The sequence below is a fragment of the Rugamonas rubra genome (assembly GCF_900114705.1).
GTDB classification, from domain to species: Bacteria; Pseudomonadota; Gammaproteobacteria; order Burkholderiales; family Burkholderiaceae_D; genus Rugamonas; species Rugamonas rubra.
On the sequence record NZ_FOTW01000019.1, the window covers coordinates 22,602 to 42,207 of the forward strand.

The following is a 19,606-nucleotide window of genomic DNA, read 5'->3' on the forward strand; positions in this document are numbered from 1 at the left end:
GCCAATTTTTTAGCGGGTGATGCCGGAAACATGAGACTCCATCGGGGATAAGCGCAGCTTGCATGTTACCGGATTGCCCAAAATGATGGCGTACTTATAATGCCGCGCCGGCCGCCGCTGTCCTTCGATGGGCAGCGGCTGCCCGCTCCGCCGAAAAGAAAGATTGCAATGCTCGCAAGCGATACCGCACTGGTGCTGTTTAGCGGTGGACAAGACTCCACCACCTGCCTGGCCTGGGCCCTCCACCACTACGCCCACGTCGAGACGATCGGCTTCGACTACGGCCAGCGCCACGCCGTCGAGCTGACCGTGCGCCCGACCGTGATCGACAAGCTGCGCGCCGCCTCGCCGGAATGGGACCGTAAGCTCGGCCCCGACCACATGATCGACCTGTCGCTGATCTCGGCTATCTCCGAGACGGCGATGACGCACGACATCGCCATCGAGACCCAGGCCAACGGCCTGCCCAACACCTTCGTGCCCGGCCGCAACCTGCTGTTCATGACGGTGGCCGCCACCGTGGCCTACCGGCGCGGCCTGACGGTGCTGGTCGGCGGCATGTGCGAGACCGACTTCTCCGGCTACCCGGACTGCCGCGACGACACCATGAAGGCCTTGCAGGTGGCGCTCAACCTGGGCATGGCGACCCGCCTCAAGCTGGAAACCCCGCTGATGTGGCGCGACAAGAAGCAGACCTGGGAGCTGGCGCGCGAGCTGGGCGGCCAGGCCCTGGTCGACCTGATCCGCGCCGACACCCACACCTGCTACCTAGGCGAGCGCGGCGCGCTGCACGACTGGGGCTACGGCTGCGGCACCTGCCCGGCCTGCGCGCTGCGTGCGCGCGGCTACCGCCAGTTCGCCGGCACGGAGCCGCTGGAGCCGGCTGTCTAACAGGCAAGCCGATCTGCCCGCAACGGTAGCTTGGACTGATCCCGCGCACATCGCGGTGGCTGGGAAATGGTTTACTGGTTGAAGAGCGATCCCGCCGCGAGCAGGAAGACGTGAGCCATGAATCCGGACATCCGCCCCGTTGTCATCACCCTGCACGGCATCCGAACCAGAGGCGCGTGGCAGAAGGAGATCGCGCCGCGAATTGCCCGGTATGGAATGATTCCGGTGCTGCTCGACTACGGTTATTTCAACCTGTTTCAGTTTTTGAATCCCTGGGCGCGCGACGGACGGGTCAAGTGGCTGCGCGACGAGGTTGCGCAAGTCGTCCGTGACTATCCCCATGCCCCCGTATCCATCGTCGCGCACAGCCTGGGAACCTATCTGGTTGCCCGTTTGATTGAAGAGGAGCGCGCCTTCAACTTCGAAACGATCCTGTTCTCCGGCAGCATAGTCCGAACCGACTACGACTGGATTCGCGTGCTGGAGGCGAATCGGGTGAAGTATGTCGCCAACTACATCGCGAAAAACGATATCTGGCCACGACTGGCAAGCCGGGTGGTGAGGGGCGCGGGCCGGGCGGGCGTCGATGGTTTCGTGGCGCAGCACGCTTCGCTGTTCCAGCATACGCACAGCCAATATGGCCACAGCGACTATTTCAACCCCCACACTTTCGAGGAGTTATGGCTGCCCAAGCTTGTCGTCTCACAAAGACGAATCCTCGACGCTCTGTCGGTCATGCTGATACAGGCGAGCGAGTTGCTTGCCACCCAGGCAGGGACTTGCGGCTGCATGGCTCGGGTTCGTCTTTTCTATAAGCCGCGCGCCACGGCGGCCTTTCGGCAGTTTCCGGGAATGTACATTGCATCGGAGAACGCGGCCAAGTACACGGAGGCCGAGTTGGACTATGTGATCACGCCGGAGTCCGCGCAAGGGGCTTTTGTCACTTGTCCGCCAACGTTCCAAGCAGCGTTTTGCAACGCGCCCTCCCAATGGGCCGCCATCGACCATACTGCCCCCTGCATCGGTCGGCCGGACGTCATCGCATCGGTCGCCGCCCCATTGAGCGCGCCGGGTGGCGCGCCGGGACGGGTTGTTGGGATGGTTTCGCTTGAAATCCTAGCGGATCAAATCCATACTCAATCCATGCAGGCTTTGGGTGTTTCATTGCTTTTGCCCCAGTTGCGCGAGCTAATGGGAGCAGCCAGCTTTGCATTGCAGTTTTTCTCGGGAGACTGGTTATGACGACGGAAAAAACGACGAGTCGGTATCTTAACGGCGTGCTCGTGGTGACTACAGAGTGGACTGCGGGAGAATGGACCTTCTGGAAATTCGATGGCTTGGACGAGGCGTTGATGCAGCCTTATAAAGGCATGTCGCCTGCCGAGGTTCTGCGCCTGATCGACGAGAAAAACAGGAAAATTCTCGAAGAAAACAAGGAAATGGTGGCGCAGTTCGTTGTCTAGGCGGGCCTGACGGCGCTCCGCCGATTTTCCGTCGCGCCGCCGGCTGCCGGTTCTGTTCCGTGCAACGCGGACCAGCCTCTAGGTGTTTGGAAAAAGGGGCCGAACCGGCCGGGACTTGGACCCCGACCGCTTCCGGCGTGACTGGTGGTGCTGCGGGTCCCGCGCCGCGCGCACTGCGCCGGGGCGGGGGACCGATGGTGCTGCGGTGGGTGGTGGCGGTGCGGCCTTAGACGGCGTATTGCTTGCTGCGCTGCTTGCGCGAGCGGCTCGAGAAGAACCAGAACAGGCCCAGCGGAATCAGCAGCGGCAGCAGGAAGGGCGAGATGCAGGCCAGCAACACGACGGCCATCAGCGCCAGGCCGACCACCATCAAAATGCCCAGTCCGGCGAACAGGAAGCCGACGAAGACGGCGGCGCAGGTCAGGGCCAGCGCGGCGATGAGCAGGCCGCCGCCGGCGAACAAGGTGCCGATCAAGAACCCCAGCGGCCCGTCGACCTCGTCGCCGTCGATGTTGATGTGCATCTCTTGGCCGGCCATCGAGTGCCATGCGGCAATGGCGAGTACGGCGATGATGGCGACTGGCAGGATTCTTTTGATGTTCATGGCAACCCTCGTTATGTTTATTGTCTGCCGTTTGGCATGCTTGAACTGTAGCGGGGCGGCCCGGCGCCAGCCAGCGGAATGTGACAGGGCGTCGATTTGGCGGCATGGGCTGCGGTGGCGCGGGGCCGAGCGGAGTCGAACGGGGCCGCGCCGGCGGATGCTGTCGGCGGGCAGGTTTTCCTTGAATTAAAGTTATCCTTGCCTATACTGAACATCTAACTTCCGCACGGAGGGCAGCATGGCATGGCTAGAGATCAGCGAGGGTCAATCGATATCCTCGATTTGCAACCGGACACAGCGACAACGTCGCGCTCAGCAGTTGTCCAACGGACCGAAGGGGCCGCCGTCCGCGCCGCCCACGATTCCGCCCATCATCATCACCCCCTTCAGCTACCAGATGCCGGAACCGGCCATCGATCCGCGCGTGACGCCGAGCCGTCCGCCCATCGTGCCGCCGGCCCGGCCCGCCTTGTCCTGCAAGCGCCGCTGAACCGCTGAAGCAGTCGGCCGCCACCTTGCCGCGCTGTCGGGCGGCGGCCGTGGCCGGACGCCGCGCCTTCGGCTGCTGTACCGCTGGGCCGCGTTTCCGCTGAGCGCCGCGTTGCCCGCCTCTGGCGCGATATTTGTCGGCCGAATCGCCGTTAGCCCGTGTTCGCCCGCCCGTAGCGGGCCGCTGGCGTTGGCGCGGCGTTTTTTGCGTCCGGCGGATAGTCGGATTGTTCTGCCAAGGTCGGCCGTTTAGACTATCATTCCACCCCCATTCTTTTTTTGACGCGAGCCGCCCGCAATGAGTACCGACGCCCCAGACATGAACGAAGAGCAAGACGACGACGCACCGATCCAGGAGGCCCGCGTCTGGCAAGGCAACGGTTTCACCGCGCGCGTGATCAAGAACGAGGAGGACGAGGGCTGGGCCGTGGCGATGATCAAGGACGGCGAGCCGGAGCCGGCGCTGGTCGGCCCCTGGACCATGGGGCGCGACAAAAAGAACCCGAAGCCGCTCGACATCAACGCCTTCAACACCCTGGTCAAGACCGCCAACGAGGTGCTGCGCCGCCACGAGCAGCAGCTGCACGCGCAGCTGCACAAGAGCGTCTTCGTCAACACCGACGAGGGCCAGCTCAAGGTCACGCTGGACATCGTGCCCGACGAGGACGACCCCTACGCCACCCTGACCGCCTTCGACGGCTACAACGAGCAGCTGGCCCAGGTGCGCGTGGCGCCGACCTTCAAGCTCAGCGTGAGCAGCGCCGGCAGCTGGATCGAGAACGGCTACCGCCGGCCTTGATCATTGTGAAGTGGAAGATTTGAGGCTGGGCGGCTTGGCGCCATGCGTTAAGCCATCCTGTGGTAATCATGGGGTTTCACAGCAATCGGCGTTTCAGTCGCTGTCAGGCCAAGTCGATGCAGTAGCGGCCGTAAATTGCGCATTTCGGACTCGGTGAAACGGCCAAGTTCGATATCTGATTGCGCTATTGCCTTGTGCAACAGCGTTGAAATCGGCACGTTTCTTAGCGCTGGGAACGATGCTTGAATCTCAGACATTTGCTGGGTAGAAGGCCGAGATATCCAACGCCCGACAATTCGACATACCGGCTCAAGATTGACGGGCAACTGCGGCTCATTCGCCGGATCGAAGACATGGACAGTTTCTTCCTGTCCACAGGATTCGCAACGCCATGTTTCTAAAGTGCCAAGTCGCTCGACGACGGACCAGGTCTCAGAAGCGCATTTTTCACATTTCCCCATTTTCCCCTCCATCATTCATACGGCCCTTTCGGCCCAATAGGAAGATGCCGATAGACCGGATGATTGCCCAACAACTCATATAGCTTCGGATCACGCAAGCAATTTGTCCAGTGGCCCCAATCTACCGCTCCTTGTGCACGGAACGCGTCAAACTCATGTCCAAGGTTGTAATTGGTGCGCCTCACCTTTTGCATGAAGTGCATCATCTCGTGAGTAGCATAGCCGGCCGCCTGCTGCGGTGTTGAGAATGCACTCGTATAAACAATGATTTCCTTCGAGTCGAAGCGATATACGCCACCGAGGCCGCGACCGGATGGATCATGTGTCCGTAGATACACGGCCAGCCTACCCTGGCTAATGAGCTTCGCTGTCGCCAACGATTCCCGGGTGGCAGCAAGCCGCAGGGCGCGCAGCAACGATGCCTTTGAAACATCAGGCGATTCGGCCGCAGAGCGGCCACGATGAGTCGCGCCGGCTTTGATGCTATCGCTCCACGGCGGTGAATATTTCAGCCGCCATCGAGATGGTAGCACCTCCGATTAGAACCGTCGCCGGCCGCCCAAGTTCTGCGGGGCGAATGGCGTCGCGCTGATTGCTCGCGAGAACAATGGCAGCGCTATAGAGCGGATGCATTCTGGATACTCCCCCTAACCGTGTGTCAGAGCTGAACTTTAGCGAGCACCCACTATAGGGTGTTGCGCGAGCACAAAAAAATTTGCCGCAACTTGCCGCCGCAGACCCCGCGCGAACTGATAGTATTTCCTGTATGCATTAGTCCAAACTAGGAAGAACCGATGGAAAGTCGTCTTAAGCGCCTCGAGGCCGTTCAGACCATGCTGCTGGAGATCGGGCAGAAGTCGAGCAGTTGTACCGAAATCTCCGAATTCCTGCAGGCCGTGCACGCGGCGCTGGGGCGCATCATGTACGCGGCCAACTTCTATGTCGCGCTCAGCGAGCAGAGCGCCGACAACACGGTGCGCTTCGTCTACTTCGTCGACGAGCACGACGCCGCGCCCGACCCGGACGAGCTGGTGCAACTGGCCTCGCCGGAGGATTCGCCGACCGCCTGGGTGATCCTCAACCGGCAACGCCTGGTGATGACGGCGGCCGAGCACATCTCCAAAAAGGAGGACGGCAACGCCTTCGGCGTCGGCACCGTGGCCGAGCACTGGCTGGGCTGCCCGCTGCTCGACCAGAACCACCAGGCGCTGGGCGCCATCGTCATCCAAAGCTACGACAAGCAGCACACCTTCAACGCGGAGGACCAGGCGCTGTTCGCGCTGATCGCCAACCACGTCTCCGGCGCGCTGCAGGGCCTGCAAAGCATGGACCGGCTGGAACGCGCCGTGCAGGAGCGCACCGCGCTGCTGGCCCACGAGGTGGCCGAGCGGCGCCGCGCCGAGACCATCCAGCGCGCGCTGTACGAGCTGGCCAACCTGTCGGCCTCCGTCTCCGACCGCGCCACCCTGTACTCGCGGCTGCACCAGATCATCAGCGAGCTGGTCTCGGCGAAGAACTTCCTCATCGCGCTGTACCATCCGGACACGCAGGAACTGAGCATCCCCTATTTCGTCGACGAGAAGGACGACGTGGCGCCGGTCAAGCGCTTCGAATACGGCGTCGGCATGAGCTCCTACGTGCTGGCGCGCAAACAGGCCTGCCTGCTCGACGCCGCCAGTTTCAACGCCCTGGTGGCCGGCGGCGAGATGCGCGAGCCGCTGGGCGACGTCAACATCGCCAGCTGGATGGGCGCGCCGATGCTGCTGGGCGACCGCGTCTACGGCGTCATCATCGTGCAGAGCTACGACCCGGCGGTGCTGTACAGCCAGGCCGACCTGGAGATCCTCGCCTTCATGGCCAGCCACGTCGCCGTGGCCATCGCCCGCATGCAGGCCGACCGCGCCATCCGCCAGGCCAAGACTGAGTTGGAGGAACAGAACGCGGCGCTCAACTCGGCGCTGACGGCGCTGCAGGAGGCGCAGTCCGAGCTGGTGCGGCAGGAGAAGCTGGCCTCGCTGGGCCGCCTGGTGGCCGGCGTGGCGCACGAGATCAACACGCCGCTGGGCATCTGCGTCACCGCCACCAGCCACCTGGTGCAGGAGCTCAAGCTGACCAAGGAGGACATGGCGGCCGGCGAGTTGAACGAGGACGGCCTGAACCAGTTCTTCGACATCGTCGACCAGACCCTGCGCATCATGACCACCAACACGCAGCGCGCGGCGGCGTTGGTGCGCAGTTTCAAGCAGGTGGCGGTGGACCAGTCGTCGGACGACATCCGCAGCTTCAACCTGCGCAAATACGTCGACGAGGTGCTGCTGTCGCTGCAGCCGAAGTTGAAGGGCAAGCCGATCGTGGTGGAGATCGACTGCGAGGCCGACATCCAGATGGACAGCTTCCCCGGCGCCGTCTCGCAGATCCTCACCAACATGGTGATGAACTCGCTGACGCACGGCTTCGAGGAGGGCGAGGGCGGCAAGATCAAGATCAGCGGCCACCTCGACGGCGACCAGGTGCAGTTCGACTACAGCGACGACGGCGCCGGCATGGACAGTTCCACGCTGGGCCAGTTGTTCGACCCCTTCTTCACCACCAAGCGCGGCTCCGGCGGCAGCGGCCTGGGCGCGCACATCCTCTACAACCTGGCCACCGGACCGCTGGCCGGCACCATCAAGGTGGTCAGCGCGCCGGGCATGGGGCTGCACTACAAGCTGCGCTTCCCGCGCACCCGGCGTTCGCCCAAGGCGACAGCCGCGATTGCCAACGACGCTTGAGCGTTGGCCCCGCACCCCGGCCAGCGGGGTCAGACCCCGCAGGGGTCTGACCCCCATCAGCCGCATTGCGGGGTAGGGCGCCGATCAGCCGATAGCCAAACCGCTCAGCCGAAGTCGACCGGGCGCCGCTCGCGCATCGCCTGGGTCATCGCCAGGCCGATGCGGGTGGCCTCGGTGGCGTCGCCCAGGCTGAGCGACAGCTCGCCCTTGCCCAGCGTGGCGTCGACGAACTCCTGCGCCTCGAGCAGGAAGGCGTCGGCGAAGCGGCTGTAGAAGTCCGGCGTGCACTCGTGGCGTATGCCCTTGTTGTCGGAGATCTCGACCCGGTGCAGCCGCGCGCCGGCGCCGATGGTCAGCCGGCCGTGGGCGCCGAACACCTCGGTCAAGGTCTCGTGGCCGTGCGCCATGGTGCGCGAGGCCATGAAGCTGGCCATGCTGCCGTCGGTGAACTCCAAGGTGGCCAGGCCGTTGTCGACGTCGTCGAACTCGCGCAGGCCCTGGTGGATCACGTTGGTGCCGATGGCGTAGACGCGCTTGGGCTGCGGATTGCCTAGCAACCAGCGCACCAGGTCGATGTCGTGCACGCTGCAGTCGAGGAAGATGCCGCCGCTGGTGGCGGCGAAGCGCACGAAGAAGCCGCCCGGGTCGTTCTGGTCCATGGTCTGCGAGCGGATCAGATAGGGCTTGCCGATCAGGCCCTCGCGGATCTTGGCGGCGGCGTCGCGGTAGCTGGCGTCGAAGCGGCGCACGAAGCCGATCATCACCTTCAGATGCGGATGGCGGCGCGCCTCGGCCTCGACCTTCAGGCAGTCCTCCAAGTCGAGCGACAGCGGCTTTTCGCAGAACACGTGCTTGCCGGCCTGTAGCGCCTGGATGATCTGCTGCGCGTGCAGCGCCGTCGGCGTGACCAGGAACACCGCGTCCAGGCCGGGATGGGCCAGCAGGGCGGCGTAGTCGGCGTAGCAGTGCTGCGCGCCCAGCGTGGCGCGGGCCCAGTCGAGTTCCTTCTCGACCGGGCTGCACACCGCCACCAGCTTCGCGTTGGGCACGCGGTGCGCCAGGTTCTCGGCGTGGCGCTGGCCCAGGCGGCCCAGGCCGACCACGCCGATGTTCAGAGTTGCGGATGTCATGGTCGGCTCCTTACAGCATGACGATGCGGTTTTCGCGCCACGAGGTGGTCGCCGCCTCGGCCAGCTCCAGCGCCTTCAGACCGTCCTGCACCGTGGTGCGCGGCGGCGTGCCGTTGATCATGGCGTCGAAGAAGTGGGCGATCTCGTCGGCGTAGGCGGCGCGGTAGCGTTCGAGGAAGAAGTTCTCCGGCTTGTCGCAGCTGACGCTGTGCGCCGTGTGCGACACCACCTCGGTCGGCTTGTGGTTGCCGGCCTGGAGCATGCCCTCGCTGCCGAGGATCTCGAAGCGCTGGTCGTAGCCGTAGGCGGCGCGGCGGCTGGCGTTGATCTGGCACAGCCGGCCGCGCTTGGTGCGGATGGTCACCACCGCCGAGTCGAGGTCGCCGGCCTCGCCGATGGCCGGGTCGACCAGGCAGCTGCCGGTGGCGTAGACGCTGACCGCCTCGTCGTCCAAGATCCAGCGGAAGATGTCGAAGTCGTGGATCAGCATGTCCTTGAAGATGCCACCGGAGACCTTGATGTAGCTGACCGGCGGCGCGCCGGGGTCGCGGCTGGTCACGGTGAGCACCTCGGGCACGCCGATCTCGCCGGCCTGCAGGCGCGCCTTGACGGCGGCGAAGGTCGGGTCGAAGCGGCGCTGGAAGCCGATCATGCACAGCACGCCGGCGCTGGCCACGGCGGCGGCGGCGGCGCGGGCGCGCTCCAAGGTCAGGTCGACCGGCTTCTCGCAGAAGATCGCCTTGCCGGCGGCGGCGGCGCGCAGGATCAGGTCGGAGTGGGTGTCGGTGCTGGAGGCGATCAGCACCGCCTTGACGGCCGGGTCGGCCAGCGCCTGTTCGACACTGGCCACCGCCGCGCCGTGCTGCTGCGCCAGCGCCTGCGCCGACTCGGCGTGGACGTCGGCCACATACTTCAAACGCACGCCGGGTTGGCGCGCCAGGTTTGCTGCGTGAATTTTGCCGATCCGACCGGCGCCGAACAATGCTGCCTCAATCATCATATCCTCCAGGGTCTTGGGTTTCTTCTATGTCCAACTCGAGTTTGTAGGCCAGCGCGATGAACAGCGCCTGGCACAGGCAAAGGGTGCTGGTGAGCGAGCGGAAGGCGAACGCGCTGCCCTCGGTCACGGTTAAACAGGCGTCGGCGATGCGCGCCAGCGGCGACAGCTTGCTGTCGGTGATGACCAGCAGCTTGGCGCGCTGGTGGTGGCCGACGCGGGCGCAGTACAGCGTCTCTTTTCCATACGGCGCGAAGCTGATGGCGATCACCACGTCGCGCTCGCGCACGCTGCGGATCTGCTGGCGGTACATGCCGCCCATGCCGGACACCAGGTGCACGCGCTTGTTGGTGTTCTGCAGCGCGTAGGCGATGTAGGAGGCCACCGGGAAGGCGCGCCGCACGCCGACCACGTAGATGTTGTCGGCCTTCTGCAACAGGCTCACGGCGGCCTCCAGCTGCTCGTCGTCCAGGCCTTCGCTTAGCTCGCCGAGGCCGCTGCGGCTGGCATCGATGAATTCGCGGGTCAGTTCGCCGACATTCGGCTGGTCGTCGCGCGAGGCGATCAGCTTGCGGATGCGCTGCTGGTAGTTGGGCGCGGCGTTGGCCTGCTCGGTGTAGGCGAGGCGGAACACGTCCTGCATCTCGCTGAAGCCGGTGTAGCCGAAGCGCTGGGCGAAGCGCACGATGGCCGACGGCTGCACGTCGCAGGCGGCGGCGATGTCGCTGATCTTCTCCAACATCAGGCTGGCCTTGTGCAGCTCCACATACTTGGCGATGACCTTCAACTGGCGCGACAGCGACTCGTACTCGTCGGCGATCTGTTGCATCAGTTGTTCCACCGGGGCGGTGGCCGCCACTTTGTTTTCGGTTGGTTCCGTCATTGCTCACTCCTTGTTTCAATGAGGCCAATTATAGGAGCCTCGGCGGAAAATAGAAACACATTTCTATTTCAAAAAAAATTGAAAAAGAAATTGCGTTTACCTTGTTGTTGTTCTAAGCTTGATCTCAATGCGTGGCGAGTGGAGTGACGCCGCATTGACTGAGCAGTGATCTGAATGCAATCCAAAAAACTAAAACGGAGACAACATCATGCAAGGTTTCAAACGTAGGGCAGCGGTGAAGACGGCGGTGCGGTGCGCGGTGGCGCTGGCCATGGGCCTGGCCGCCGCCGGCAGCCAGGCGGCGGGCGAGAAGTTCGTCCTGGTCAGCCACGCGCCGGACTCGGACTCGTGGTGGAACACCATCAAGAACGCGGTGAAACAGGCCGGCGAGGACTTCAACGTCACCGTCGACTACCGTAACCCGCCGAACGGCGACCTGGCCGACATGTCGCGCCTGATCGAACAGGCGGCGGCGCGCAACTACGACGGCGTGGTCGCCAGCATCGCCGACTTCAGCGTGCTGCAAAAGCCGCTGGCGCTGGTGGTGGCGAAGAAGATCCCGCTGGTCACCATCAACTCCGGCACGCTGCAGCAGAGCGAGCAGGTTGGCGCGCTGATGCACGTCGGCCAGCCCGAATACGACGCCGGCATGGGCGCCGGCGCCAAGGCCAAGGCGGCCGGCATCAAGTCCTTCGTCTGCGTCAACCACTACGCCACCAACCCCTCGTCGTTCGAGCGTTGCCGTGGCTTCGCCGACGCGCTGGGCGTCGACTACAAGGCCGCCACGCTGGACACCAACGGCATCGACCCGAGCGTCATCGAGAGCAAGGTGTCCGCCTACCTGCGCACCAACCCGGGCACCCAGGCGGTGCTGGCCTTGGGCCCAGATTCGGCCGTGCCGGCGCTGCGCGCGGTGGAGAAGATGGGCCTGAAGGGCAAGCTGTGGTTCGCCACCTTCGACCTGTCGGAGGACATCTCCAAGGGCATCAAGGACGGCAGCATCAAGTTCGCCATCGACCAGCAGCCCTACCTGCAAGGCTACATCCCGATCGCCGTGATGGCCATCATGAAGCAGGACAAGACCACCGACCTGGCCAAGGTGAAGGCCAAACTGATGGCCAATCCGAAGTTCCAGGCGCGCCTGGCCGAGTACGGCCTGTCGCCTTCCTACGGCGTGCGCCACATCGGTTCCGGTCCCGGCTATGTGACCCGCGAGAACATCGCCAAGGTCGAGAAGTACGCCGGTCAGTATCGTTAATTTCTGAGTCCAGGCCGGCTGTTCGGCGTTTGAGTCCAACCCGGAACCCGAAAACCGGGGTCTGACCCCGTACGGGGTCAGACCCCTGGATGACGCCTCTGGGGTAAGCCAGCGCAGCCAGGCCGGCCCGCCGCGCCCCCGCGCCGGCACAGTAAAAAAGGAAGATGTCATGAGTGCAGTCAAATCCGGCGCGAGCCCGGCGATGTTCGCCGGCGCGCCCAAAGCAGCAGCCCCCAATCCCCCGCCGGCCGCGCCCAACCCGGGTCCGGCCGCCAACGCCGACGAGCGCGTCGGCCAGGTCAGCCGCATCGGCCGCCTGTTCAGCCGCCCCGAGTTCGCCTCGATCTCCGGCGCCGTGCTGGTGTTCGCCTTCTTCGGCCTGGCCGCCGGCGACTCCGGCATGTTCAACCTGGACGGCATCATCAACTGGTCGCAGGTCGCCGCCTACCTCGGCCTGATCGCCATCGGCGCCTGCCTGCTGATGATCGCCGGCGAGTTCGACCTGTCGATCGGTTCGATGATCGGCTTCTCCGGCATGATGATCGCCATCCCCTCGGTGTACTTCCACTGGCCGCTGTGGCTGGCCATCTGCTTCGCCTTCGCCGGCTCGATGGCGCTGGGTTGGCTCAACGGCTACCTGGTCATCAAGACCAAACTGCCGTCCTTCATCGTCACGCTGGCCTTCCTGTTCATCCTGCGCGGCCTGACCCTGGCGCTGTCGATCATGTTCGCCAACCGCACCATCGTCAGCGGCGTCGGCGAGCTGGCGCAGCACGATTGGATGGCCAGCCTTCTGTTCCAGGGCAACGTCGGCGTCGACCTGTTCCGTTGGCTCGGCCAGGCCGGCTGGATCGCCGTGCTGGACGGCGGCGAGCCGCTGGTCAAGGGCATCCCCAAGGTGATCGTCTGGTGGCTCGCGCTGGCCCTGGGCGGCGGCTTCGTCCTGTCGCGCACCCGCTTCGGCAACTGGATCTTCGCCGTCGGCGGCGACGCCAACGCGGCCAAGAACGTCGGCGTGCCGGTGCGCCTGGTGAAGACCTCGCTGTTCGTGCTGACCGCCTTCTGCGCCTGCCTGTTCGCCACGCTGCAAGTGTGCGACGTCGGCTCGGCCGCCGCCGACCGTGGCATGCAGAAGGAGTTCGAGGCGATCATCGCGGCCGTCATCGGCGGCTCGCTGCTGACCGGCGGCTACGGCTCGGTGGTCGGCGCCTGCTTCGGCGCGCTGATCTTCGGCGTGGTCCAGATCGGCATCACCTACACCAACATCAACTCGGACTGGTTCCGCGTCTTCCTCGGCGTGATGCTGCTGATCGCCGTGCTGTTCAACCGATATGTGCGCAGCCGCGTCACGGAAGCGAGATAAGTCATGAGCGAGTATATTCTTGCGCTGGAAAATGTCAGCAAACGTTTCGGCTCGGTGATCGCGCTGCAAAACGTGACGATGCGCCTCAAGCAGGGCGAGGTGCACTGCCTGCTGGGCGACAACGGGGCCGGCAAGTCGACCCTGATCAAAACCCTGGCCGGCGTGCACCAACCGACCACCGGCCAGTACCTGGTCGACGACAAGCCGGTCAGCTTCGGCTCGCCGCGCGAGGCGCTGGACATGGGCGTGGCCACCGTCTACCAGGATCTGGCGCTGGTGCCGCTGCTGTCGGTGGCGCGCAATTTCTTCATGGGCCGCGAGCCGATGAAGAAGCTGCTCGGCTTCCTGCCGGTGATGGACATGGACTACGCCGCCGCCACGGCGCGCGACAAGCTGGCCGAAATGGGCATCATGGTGCGCGACCCGCACCAGGCCATCGGCACCATGTCGGGCGGTGAGAAGCAGTGCCTGGCCATCGCCCGCGCCATCCACTTCGGCGCCCGCGTGCTGATCCTCGACGAGCCGACGGCGGCGCTGGGCGTGAAGCAGTCGTTCAACGTGCTCAAGCTGATCCACAAGGCGCGCGAACGCGGCATTTCGGTGATCTTCATCACCCACAACGTGCACCACGCCTATCCGATCGGCGACTCCTTCACCCTGCTCAACCGTGGCAAGTCGCTCGGCACCTACACCAAGGAGACCGTCAGCAAGGACGAGCTGCTGGACATGATGGCCGGCGGCGCCGAGATGCAGACGCTGATGAGCGAACTCGATGGCGTGACCATCTGATGTACGGGACTTAAACACAAGGCGCAACCATGAACAACACCACACAATTCGCCGCCAACCGCGCGCTCGACCTGATCTGCCTGGGCCGCCTGGCGGTCGACCTGTACGCCCAGCAGATCGGCGCCCGGCTGGAGGACGTCACCAGCTTCGCCAAGTACCTGGGCGGCTCCTCGGCCAACATCGCCTTCGGCAGCGCGCGCCTGGGCCTGCGCTCGGCCATGCTGTCGCGCGTCGGCGACGACCACATGGGCCGCTTCCTCACCGAGACGTTGCAAGCCGAGGGCTGCGACACCAGCCACGTCTCGGTCGACCCGGAGCGGCTCACCGCCATGGTCACGCTGGGCCTGAAGGACCGCGACACCTTCCCGCTGATCTTCTACCGCGAGAACTGCGCCGACATGGCGATCCGCGCCGAGGACGTCGACGAGGCCTACATCGCCTCGAGCCGCGCGCTGCTCATCACCGGCACCCACTTTTCCACCGCCGCGATGCACCAAGTGAGCAGCCTGGCGCTGGCCCAGGCCCGCCGCAACAAGGTGCGCACCGTGCTCGACATCGACTACCGCCCGGTGCTGTGGGGCTTGTCGCCGCGCGCCGACGGCGCCACCCGCTTCGTCTCCAACGACGGCGTGACCCGCCACCTGCAGGGCATCCTGCCGCTGTTCGACCTGGTGGTCGGCACCGAGGAGGAGTTCATGATCGCCGGCGGCGGCGCCGACATCGTCGCCTCGCTGGCGGCGGTGCGCGCCGCCACCCCGGCCACGCTGGTGGTCAAGCGCGGCCCGCTGGGCTGCGCCGTGATCGAGGGCGCGATTCCCGCCAGCCTGGACGCCGCCTTCAACTACCGGGGCGTGCAGGTCGAGGTGATGAACGTGCTGGGTGCCGGCGACGCCTTCCTGGCCGGCTTCCTCAGCCAGTGGCTGCGCGGCGCCGACTACACCGCCTGCTGCCGCAGCGCCAACGCCTGCGGCGCCCTGGTGGTGGCGCGCCACGCCTGCGCCCCGGCGATGCCGACGCCGGCCGAGCTGGACTACTTCCTGGCCAACGCCGCGCGCCTGCAACGGCCCGGCGAGGACGCCCAATTGAACCGGCTGCACCGCGTCACCGCGCGGCGCGCCCAATGGGACGAGTTGTGCGTGTTCGCCTTCGACCACCGCAACCAGTTCTTCGACATGGCGCAGCAGCTCGGCGCCGACGAGCGGCGCGTGCCGCAGCTCAAGCAGCTGCTGGTGCAGGCCGTGGCGCAGACCGAGGCGGCGCTGCAACTGGCCGGCGGCACCGGCGTGCTGATCGACGACCGCTACGGCGCCGACGCGCTCAACGCCGCCACCGGCCGTGGCTGGTGGATCGGCCGCCCGGTCGAGCTGCCCGGCTCGAATCCGCTGGTGTTCGACTGGGGCCGCTCGATCGGTTCGCACCTGGTCAGCTGGCCGAAGGAGCACGTCATCAAATGCCTGGTGCAGCTGCACCCGGACGACCAGGTGGAAAACCGCCTGGAGCAGGAGGCCCAGGTCAAGGCGCTGTACGACGCCGCCCAGATCAGCGGCCACGAACTGCTGCTGGAGGTGATCCCGTCGAAGGCCATGGCGGCCAAGCCGGACACGGTGCTGCGCGCCGTCAAGCGCTTGTACAACATCGGCGTCTACCCGGAGTGGTGGAAGCTGGAGCACATGGACGAGAACCAGTGGCGCGCCATCGACGCGCTGGTGCAGGAGCGCGACCCGTACTGCCGTGGCGTGGTGCTGCTCGGCCTGCACGCCAGCATCGACGAGCTGGCGGCCAGCTTCCAGGCCTCGCGCCACAGCAGCACCTGCCGTGGCTTCATGGTCGGCCGCACCATCTTCCACGCGCCGAGCACGCGCTGGTTGGCCGGCCAGATCGACGACGCCGCGCTGATCGCCGAGGTGCGCGCCAATTTCGAAAGCCTGATCGGCATCTGGCGCCAGACCCGGCAAACGGGCCGGCAAGCCGGCGGCCAGCAGAGTATGGAGCGTGCGGCATGAACGCGGCCAAGGGCAAGACCATCCGCCTGACCATGGCGCAGGCGCTGGTGCGCTACCTGGCCGCGCTGCGCGTGGCCACGCCGGACGGCGGCCGGGAGCCGCTGTTCGGCGGCGCCTTCGCCATCTTCGGCCACGGCAACGTGGCCGGCCTGGGCGAGGCGCTGTACCAGGAACGCGCCAGCTTCCCCACCTACCGCGCCCACAACGAGCAGGGCATGGCGCACGCCGCCATCGCCTACGCCAAGGCGCATATGCGGCGCCGCATGATGGCGGTGACCACCTCCATCGGTCCCGGCGCCACCAACCTGCTGACGGCGGCCGCGCTGGCCCACGTCAACCGCCTGCCGGTGCTGCTGCTGCCGGGCGACGTGTTCGTCTCGCGCGCGCCCGACCCGGTGTTGCAGCAGCTGGAGGACGGCGGCGACGGCAGCGTCTCTGTCAACGACGCCTTCAAGCCGCTGTCGCGCTACTTCGACCGCATCATCTACCCCGAGCAGCTGCTGACGGCGCTGCCGCGCGCCATCGCCGTGCTGACCGACGCGGCGCAGTGCGGCCCCGTCACGCTGGCGCTGCCGCAGGACGTGCAAACCATGGCCTACGACTACCCGGTCGAGTTCTTCAATCCGCCGCTGGTGCGCTTCCGCACCGTGCAGCCGGATCTGGAGGACATGGCGGCCGCCGCCGCGCTGCTGGGCCAGGCGCGCCAGCCGTTGATCGTGGCCGGCGGCGGCGTGCTGTATGGCGAGGCCGGCGCCGCCTTGCGCGCCTTCGCCGAGAAGCACGGCATTCCCGTCGCCGAGACGCAGGCCGGCAAGGGCGCGCTGCCGTGGGACCACCCGCTGCAACTGGGCGCCATCGGCGTGACCGGCTCGCCGGCCGCCAATCTGATGGCCGGCCAGGCCGACCTGGTGCTGGCCGTCGGCAGCCGTTTGCAGGACTTCACCACCGGCTCGAACACGCTGTTCGCTTCGGCCAAGCTGGTCAGCCTGAACGTCAACGCCTTCGACGCGCTGAAGCGGCGTGGCCAGGCCGTGCTGAGCGACGCCCGCGTCGGCCTCGAACTGCTGTCGGCCATGCTGGGCGACTGGAAGGCGGGCGAGGGCTGGACCGCGCGCGCCCAGACCCAGTCCAACGAGTGGCGCGAGACGGTGGCGGCGATCACGGCGCGGCGCTTCGTCGCGCTGCCCTACGACGGCGAGGTGATCGGCGCGGTGCAGCGCTCGGCGGCCGATTCGACCACGCGCGACATCGTGGTCTGCGCCGCCGGCACGCTGCCGGCCGAGCTGCACAAGCTGTGGCGCACCGCCACGCCGGGCGGCTACCACATGGAATACGGCTATTCGACCATGGGCTACGAGGTGGCCGGCGGCTTGGGCGTGAAGATGGCCAAGCCGGACGCCGAGGTGATCGTCATGGTCGGCGACGGCAGCTATTTGATGATGAATTCGGAGCTGGCCACCTCGGTCATGCTGGGCAAAAAACTGATCGTCGTGCTGCTGGATAACCGGGGCTACGGCTGCATCAACCGCCTGCAGCAGGCGGTCGGCGGGGCGCCGTTCAACAATATGTTCGACGACTGTTTGCAGGCCGGTCCCGGCATGCCGCAGATCGACTTCGCGCTGCACGCCAAGTCGCTCGGCGCGCTGGCCGAGAACGTCAAGACCATCCCGGAGCTGGAGGCGGCATTGGCGCGCGCCCGCGCGGCCGACCGCAGCTACCTGGTTTGCATCGACACCGATCCGGCCCGCACCACCAGCGAGGGCGGCTGCTGGTGGGAGGTGGCGGTGCCCGAGGTGTCGCAACGCGAGCAGGTGCGCCAGGCGCGCCAGGCCTATGAACAGGACAAGTCAGCACAAAGGAAAAAGCAATGAAGACCATCAGCAAACCATTCCAGGTCAAGATCGGCATCAACCCGATCTCGTGGATGAACGACGACCTGCCGTCGCTGGGCGGCGAGACGCCGCTGGAGACGGCCCTGAGCGAGGGCGCGGAGATCGGCTATCGCGGCTTCGAGCTGGGCAACAAGTTCCCCAAGGAGCCGGCCGCGTTGCGCGCCGTGCTGGGCAAGTACAACTTGGAGTGCATCTCCGGCTGGTACTCGGGCCGGCTGGCGCACGCCGGGCGCACGGTGGAGCAGGAGATCGAGGCGGTCGGGCCGCACCTGCGCCTGCTGGCCGAGAACGGCGCCACGGTGATGGTCTACGGCGAGGTGGCCGACGCCATCCAGGGCGAGGCGCAGCCGCTGTACAAGCGTCCGCGCTTCACCAGCGCGGCGCAGTGGCAGGCCTATGCCGACAAGATGACCGCCTTCGCCGGCTACACCCTGCAGCACGGCGTGCGGCTGTCCTACCACCACCACATGGGCGCCTATGTCGAGTCGCCGGCCGACGTCGACCAGTTGATGGCGCTGACCGGCCCCGAGCTGGGCCTGCTGTTCGACAGCGGCCACATGACCTTCGGCGGCGGCGACGCGGTGGCGGTGCTGAGGAAGCACATCGGCCGCGTCTCGCACGTGCACTGCAAGGACGTGCGGCCGGCGGTGACCAAGCTGGCGCGCAACGGCAACTGGACCTTCCTGCAATCGGTGATGAACGGCGCCTTCAGCGTGCCGGGCGACGGCTGCATCGACTTCGCCGGCGTGCTGCAACTGCTGTACCAGCACGACTACCAAGGCTGGCTGGTGGTGGAGGCCGAGCAGGACCCGGCGGTGGCGCCGAGCTATCAGTACGCGCAGATGGGCTTCGAGCATTTGCAGACGCTGGTGCGCGAGATCGAGCTGGCCGGCGGGCAGGGCGGGGTGGCGGCATGAACCTGCTGGTCAAGGCCCAGCGCGAGGGCCGCGAGATCGTCAGCGTGACGCCGCAATCGGCCGGCTGGGACTACGTCGGCTTCGCCGCCCACCGGCTGGACGACGGCCAGGCGCTGTCGCTGCAGACGGGCGAACGCGAGTACTGCATCGTGGTGTTGTCCGGCGTGGTCAGCGTGATGGCCGGCGAGGACTGCTGGCGCGACATTGGCGGCCGCGCCAGCGTGTTCGACGACTCCGCGCCGTATGCGGTCTACATTCCCGGCGGCCGCGCGGTCAGCGTGCTGGCCAGCGGCGCGGCCGAGGTGGCGCTGTGCAGCGCGCCGGCCGGCGACGCCAGCCTGCCGGCGCGCCTGATCGAGCCGGCCTCGATGAAGCGCTCGGTGCGCGGCAGCGGCAGCAACACCCGCTACGTCTGCGACATTTTGCCGCACACCGAACCGGCGGCGCATTTGCTGGTGGTCGAGGTGCGCACGCCGAGCGGGCACTCGTCGAGCTACCCGCCGCACAAGCACGATGTCGACAACCTGCCGCTGGAAAGCTCGCTGGAGGAGACCTACTACCACCGCATCGACCCGCCGCAGGGCTTCGCCTTCCAGCGCGTCTACACCGACGCGCGCGATATCGACCAGTCGATGGCGGTGGAAAACCACGATGTGGTGATGGTGCCGCGCGGCTACCACCCGGTGGTCATGCCGCACGGCTACCAGGGCTACTACCTGAACGTGATGGCCGGCCGCACGCGCGAATGGCATTTCAAGAACGACCCGGCGCACGAATGGATGATTGAGCGCTAATCCTACGATCTCTGCTTGAGCGTTGACCCCGCACCCCGGCCACCGGGGTCAGACCCCCTCCTGCCGCATTGCGGGGTAGGGGCCGGCAATCCGCACACTACT

General features: G+C 66.0%; 19 protein-coding genes. 13 read left to right on the forward strand and 6 right to left on the reverse strand.

The window, feature by feature from the left end; all coding sequences use genetic code 11:
- Window positions 1-168 precede the first annotated feature (168 nt).
- The 3 genes from queC to BM252_RS19480 all read left to right on the forward strand — a co-directional run bounded on the left by queC (window position 169) and on the right by BM252_RS19480 (window position 2,354).
- Complete coding sequence (gene queC, locus BM252_RS19470) at window positions 169-891, forward strand: 7-cyano-7-deazaguanine synthase QueC (protein ID WP_093389343.1); 723 nt, start codon at window positions 169-171, stop codon at window positions 889-891.
- Between the two features lie 117 nt (window positions 892-1,008).
- Window positions 1,009-2,133: an esterase/lipase family protein gene (locus tag BM252_RS19475; protein ID WP_093389344.1), complete on the forward strand. Its 1,125-nt coding sequence runs from the start codon at window positions 1,009-1,011 to the stop codon at window positions 2,131-2,133.
- Entirely contained in the window at window positions 2,130-2,354 is a 225-nt protein-coding gene (locus tag BM252_RS19480) for a hypothetical protein (RefSeq protein ID WP_093389345.1), read from the forward strand. Before BM252_RS19475 ends, BM252_RS19480 begins: the two co-directional genes overlap by 4 nt.
- Window positions 2,355-2,580: 226 nt before the next feature.
- Here the strand turns inward: BM252_RS19480 and BM252_RS19485 are convergent, their stop codons facing one another.
- Window positions 2,581-2,958 carry a hypothetical protein gene (locus BM252_RS19485; protein ID WP_093389346.1) on the reverse strand — a complete coding sequence of 126 codons (378 nt, stop codon included), beginning with the start codon at window positions 2,956-2,958 and terminating at the stop codon, window positions 2,581-2,583.
- 238 nt (window positions 2,959-3,196) lie between these two features.
- Between BM252_RS19485 and BM252_RS30320 the strand changes: the two genes are divergently transcribed.
- Together BM252_RS30320 and BM252_RS19490 are read left to right on the forward strand one after the other, a co-directional pair.
- Window positions 3,197-3,448 (forward strand): hypothetical protein, encoded by a 252-nt coding sequence (locus tag BM252_RS30320; protein ID WP_139236623.1) that lies wholly within the window; start codon window positions 3,197-3,199, stop codon window positions 3,446-3,448.
- A gap of 297 nt (window positions 3,449-3,745) precedes the next feature.
- On the forward strand, window positions 3,746-4,246 hold the full coding sequence (locus BM252_RS19490) for a hypothetical protein (RefSeq protein ID WP_093389347.1): 501 nt from the start codon (window positions 3,746-3,748) through the stop codon (window positions 4,244-4,246).
- 47 nt (window positions 4,247-4,293) lie between these two features.
- On the opposite strand, the gene BM252_RS30325 is transcribed toward BM252_RS19490, so the two are convergent.
- Both BM252_RS30325 and BM252_RS30330 read right to left on the reverse strand, forming a co-directional pair.
- The gene (locus BM252_RS30325; protein WP_139236625.1) at window positions 4,294-4,722 is read right to left on the reverse strand and encodes a hypothetical protein; all 429 of its coding nucleotides are present in this window, start codon (window positions 4,720-4,722) and stop codon (window positions 4,294-4,296) included.
- Window positions 4,719-5,123 (reverse strand): hypothetical protein, encoded by a 405-nt coding sequence (locus tag BM252_RS30330; RefSeq protein WP_139236627.1) that lies wholly within the window; start codon window positions 5,121-5,123, stop codon window positions 4,719-4,721. The genes BM252_RS30325 and BM252_RS30330 overlap by 4 nt, the downstream gene beginning before the upstream one ends.
- Before the next feature lie 378 nt (window positions 5,124-5,501).
- Between BM252_RS30330 and BM252_RS19495 the strand changes: the two genes are divergently transcribed.
- Window positions 5,502-7,478: a GAF domain-containing sensor histidine kinase gene (locus BM252_RS19495; RefSeq protein ID WP_093389348.1), complete on the forward strand. Its 1,977-nt coding sequence runs from the start codon at window positions 5,502-5,504 to the stop codon at window positions 7,476-7,478.
- A 104-nt stretch (window positions 7,479-7,582) separates the two neighbouring features.
- On the opposite strand, the gene BM252_RS19500 is transcribed toward BM252_RS19495, so the two are convergent.
- The 3 genes from BM252_RS19500 to BM252_RS19510 are packed head-to-tail and all read right to left on the reverse strand — an operon-like array spanning window position 7,583 to window position 10,488.
- Entirely contained in the window at window positions 7,583-8,608 is a 1,026-nt protein-coding gene (locus tag BM252_RS19500) for a Gfo/Idh/MocA family oxidoreductase (RefSeq protein WP_093389349.1), read from the reverse strand.
- A gap of 10 nt (window positions 8,609-8,618) precedes the next feature.
- On the reverse strand, window positions 8,619-9,605 hold the full coding sequence (gene iolG / locus BM252_RS19505; protein WP_093389350.1) for an inositol 2-dehydrogenase: 987 nt from the start codon (window positions 9,603-9,605) through the stop codon (window positions 8,619-8,621).
- Window positions 9,598-10,488, reverse strand: a complete 891-nt coding sequence (locus BM252_RS19510; protein ID WP_245774346.1) for a MurR/RpiR family transcriptional regulator — start codon at window positions 10,486-10,488, stop codon at window positions 9,598-9,600. The genes iolG and BM252_RS19510 overlap by 8 nt, the downstream gene beginning before the upstream one ends.
- 208 nt (window positions 10,489-10,696) lie before the next feature.
- On the opposite strand from BM252_RS19510, the gene BM252_RS19515 reads away from it, so the two are divergent.
- From BM252_RS19515 to iolB, 7 genes are all read left to right on the forward strand, one after another.
- The gene (locus BM252_RS19515) at window positions 10,697-11,746 is read left to right on the forward strand and encodes a sugar ABC transporter substrate-binding protein (protein ID WP_093389351.1); all 1,050 of its coding nucleotides are present in this window, start codon (window positions 10,697-10,699) and stop codon (window positions 11,744-11,746) included.
- A gap of 169 nt (window positions 11,747-11,915) precedes the next feature.
- Window positions 11,916-13,109, forward strand: coding sequence for an ABC transporter permease (locus BM252_RS19520; protein ID WP_425442344.1), 1,194 nt, complete (start codon window positions 11,916-11,918; stop codon window positions 13,107-13,109).
- 3 nt (window positions 13,110-13,112) lie between these two features.
- The gene (locus BM252_RS19525; protein WP_093389353.1) at window positions 13,113-13,898 is read left to right on the forward strand and encodes an ATP-binding cassette domain-containing protein; all 786 of its coding nucleotides are present in this window, start codon (window positions 13,113-13,115) and stop codon (window positions 13,896-13,898) included.
- A 29-nt stretch (window positions 13,899-13,927) separates the two neighbouring features.
- Window positions 13,928-15,901: a bifunctional 5-dehydro-2-deoxygluconokinase/5-dehydro-2-deoxyphosphogluconate aldolase gene (locus BM252_RS19530; RefSeq protein ID WP_093389354.1), complete on the forward strand. Its 1,974-nt coding sequence runs from the start codon at window positions 13,928-13,930 to the stop codon at window positions 15,899-15,901.
- The gene (iolD, locus tag BM252_RS19535; protein ID WP_093389355.1) at window positions 15,898-17,772 is read left to right on the forward strand and encodes a 3D-(3,5/4)-trihydroxycyclohexane-1,2-dione acylhydrolase (decyclizing); all 1,875 of its coding nucleotides are present in this window, start codon (window positions 15,898-15,900) and stop codon (window positions 17,770-17,772) included. The genes BM252_RS19530 and iolD overlap by 4 nt, the downstream gene beginning before the upstream one ends.
- Window positions 17,769-18,710 (forward strand): myo-inosose-2 dehydratase, encoded by a 942-nt coding sequence (iolE, locus tag BM252_RS19540; RefSeq protein ID WP_093389356.1) that lies wholly within the window; start codon window positions 17,769-17,771, stop codon window positions 18,708-18,710. Before iolD ends, iolE begins: the two co-directional genes overlap by 4 nt.
- Window positions 18,707-19,504, forward strand: a complete 798-nt coding sequence (gene iolB / locus BM252_RS19545; protein WP_093389357.1) for a 5-deoxy-glucuronate isomerase — start codon at window positions 18,707-18,709, stop codon at window positions 19,502-19,504. Before iolE ends, iolB begins: the two co-directional genes overlap by 4 nt.
- The last annotated feature ends 102 nt before the right edge of the window (window positions 19,505-19,606 follow it).

Excerpts from the sequence above, each read along its gene's own strand:
- BM252_RS19495 (WP_093389348.1), top strand. The coding sequence starts at position 5,502 with ATGGAAAGTCGTCTTAAGCGCCTCGAGGCCGTTCAGACCATGCTGCTG.
- iolG (WP_093389350.1), bottom strand. The coding sequence starts at position 9,605 with ATGATTGAGGCAGCATTGTTCGGCGCCGGTCGGATCGGCAAAATTCAC.
- BM252_RS19475 (WP_093389344.1), top strand. The coding sequence starts at position 1,009 with ATGAATCCGGACATCCGCCCCGTTGTCATCACCCTGCACGGCATCCGA.
- BM252_RS19530 (WP_093389354.1), top strand. The coding sequence starts at position 13,928 with ATGAACAACACCACACAATTCGCCGCCAACCGCGCGCTCGACCTGATC.
- iolE (WP_093389356.1), top strand. The coding sequence starts at position 17,769 with ATGAAGACCATCAGCAAACCATTCCAGGTCAAGATCGGCATCAACCCG.
- BM252_RS19490 (WP_093389347.1), top strand. The coding sequence starts at position 3,746 with ATGAGTACCGACGCCCCAGACATGAACGAAGAGCAAGACGACGACGCA.
- BM252_RS19485 (WP_093389346.1), bottom strand. The coding sequence starts at position 2,958 with ATGAACATCAAAAGAATCCTGCCAGTCGCCATCATCGCCGTACTCGCC.
- iolD (WP_093389355.1), top strand. The coding sequence starts at position 15,898 with ATGAACGCGGCCAAGGGCAAGACCATCCGCCTGACCATGGCGCAGGCG.
- BM252_RS19525 (WP_093389353.1), top strand. The coding sequence starts at position 13,113 with ATGAGCGAGTATATTCTTGCGCTGGAAAATGTCAGCAAACGTTTCGGC.
- BM252_RS19515 (WP_093389351.1), top strand. The coding sequence starts at position 10,697 with ATGCAAGGTTTCAAACGTAGGGCAGCGGTGAAGACGGCGGTGCGGTGC.
- BM252_RS19500 (WP_093389349.1), bottom strand. The coding sequence starts at position 8,608 with ATGACATCCGCAACTCTGAACATCGGCGTGGTCGGCCTGGGCCGCCTG.
- BM252_RS19480 (WP_093389345.1), top strand. The coding sequence starts at position 2,130 with ATGACGACGGAAAAAACGACGAGTCGGTATCTTAACGGCGTGCTCGTG.
- BM252_RS30320 (WP_139236623.1), top strand. The coding sequence starts at position 3,197 with ATGGCATGGCTAGAGATCAGCGAGGGTCAATCGATATCCTCGATTTGC.
- BM252_RS30325 (WP_139236625.1), bottom strand. The coding sequence starts at position 4,722 with ATGATGGAGGGGAAAATGGGGAAATGTGAAAAATGCGCTTCTGAGACC.
- iolB (WP_093389357.1), top strand. The coding sequence starts at position 18,707 with ATGAACCTGCTGGTCAAGGCCCAGCGCGAGGGCCGCGAGATCGTCAGC.
- BM252_RS19510 (WP_245774346.1), bottom strand. The coding sequence starts at position 10,488 with ATGACGGAACCAACCGAAAACAAAGTGGCGGCCACCGCCCCGGTGGAA.
- BM252_RS19520 (WP_425442344.1), top strand. The coding sequence starts at position 11,916 with ATGAGTGCAGTCAAATCCGGCGCGAGCCCGGCGATGTTCGCCGGCGCG.
- queC (WP_093389343.1), top strand. The coding sequence starts at position 169 with ATGCTCGCAAGCGATACCGCACTGGTGCTGTTTAGCGGTGGACAAGAC.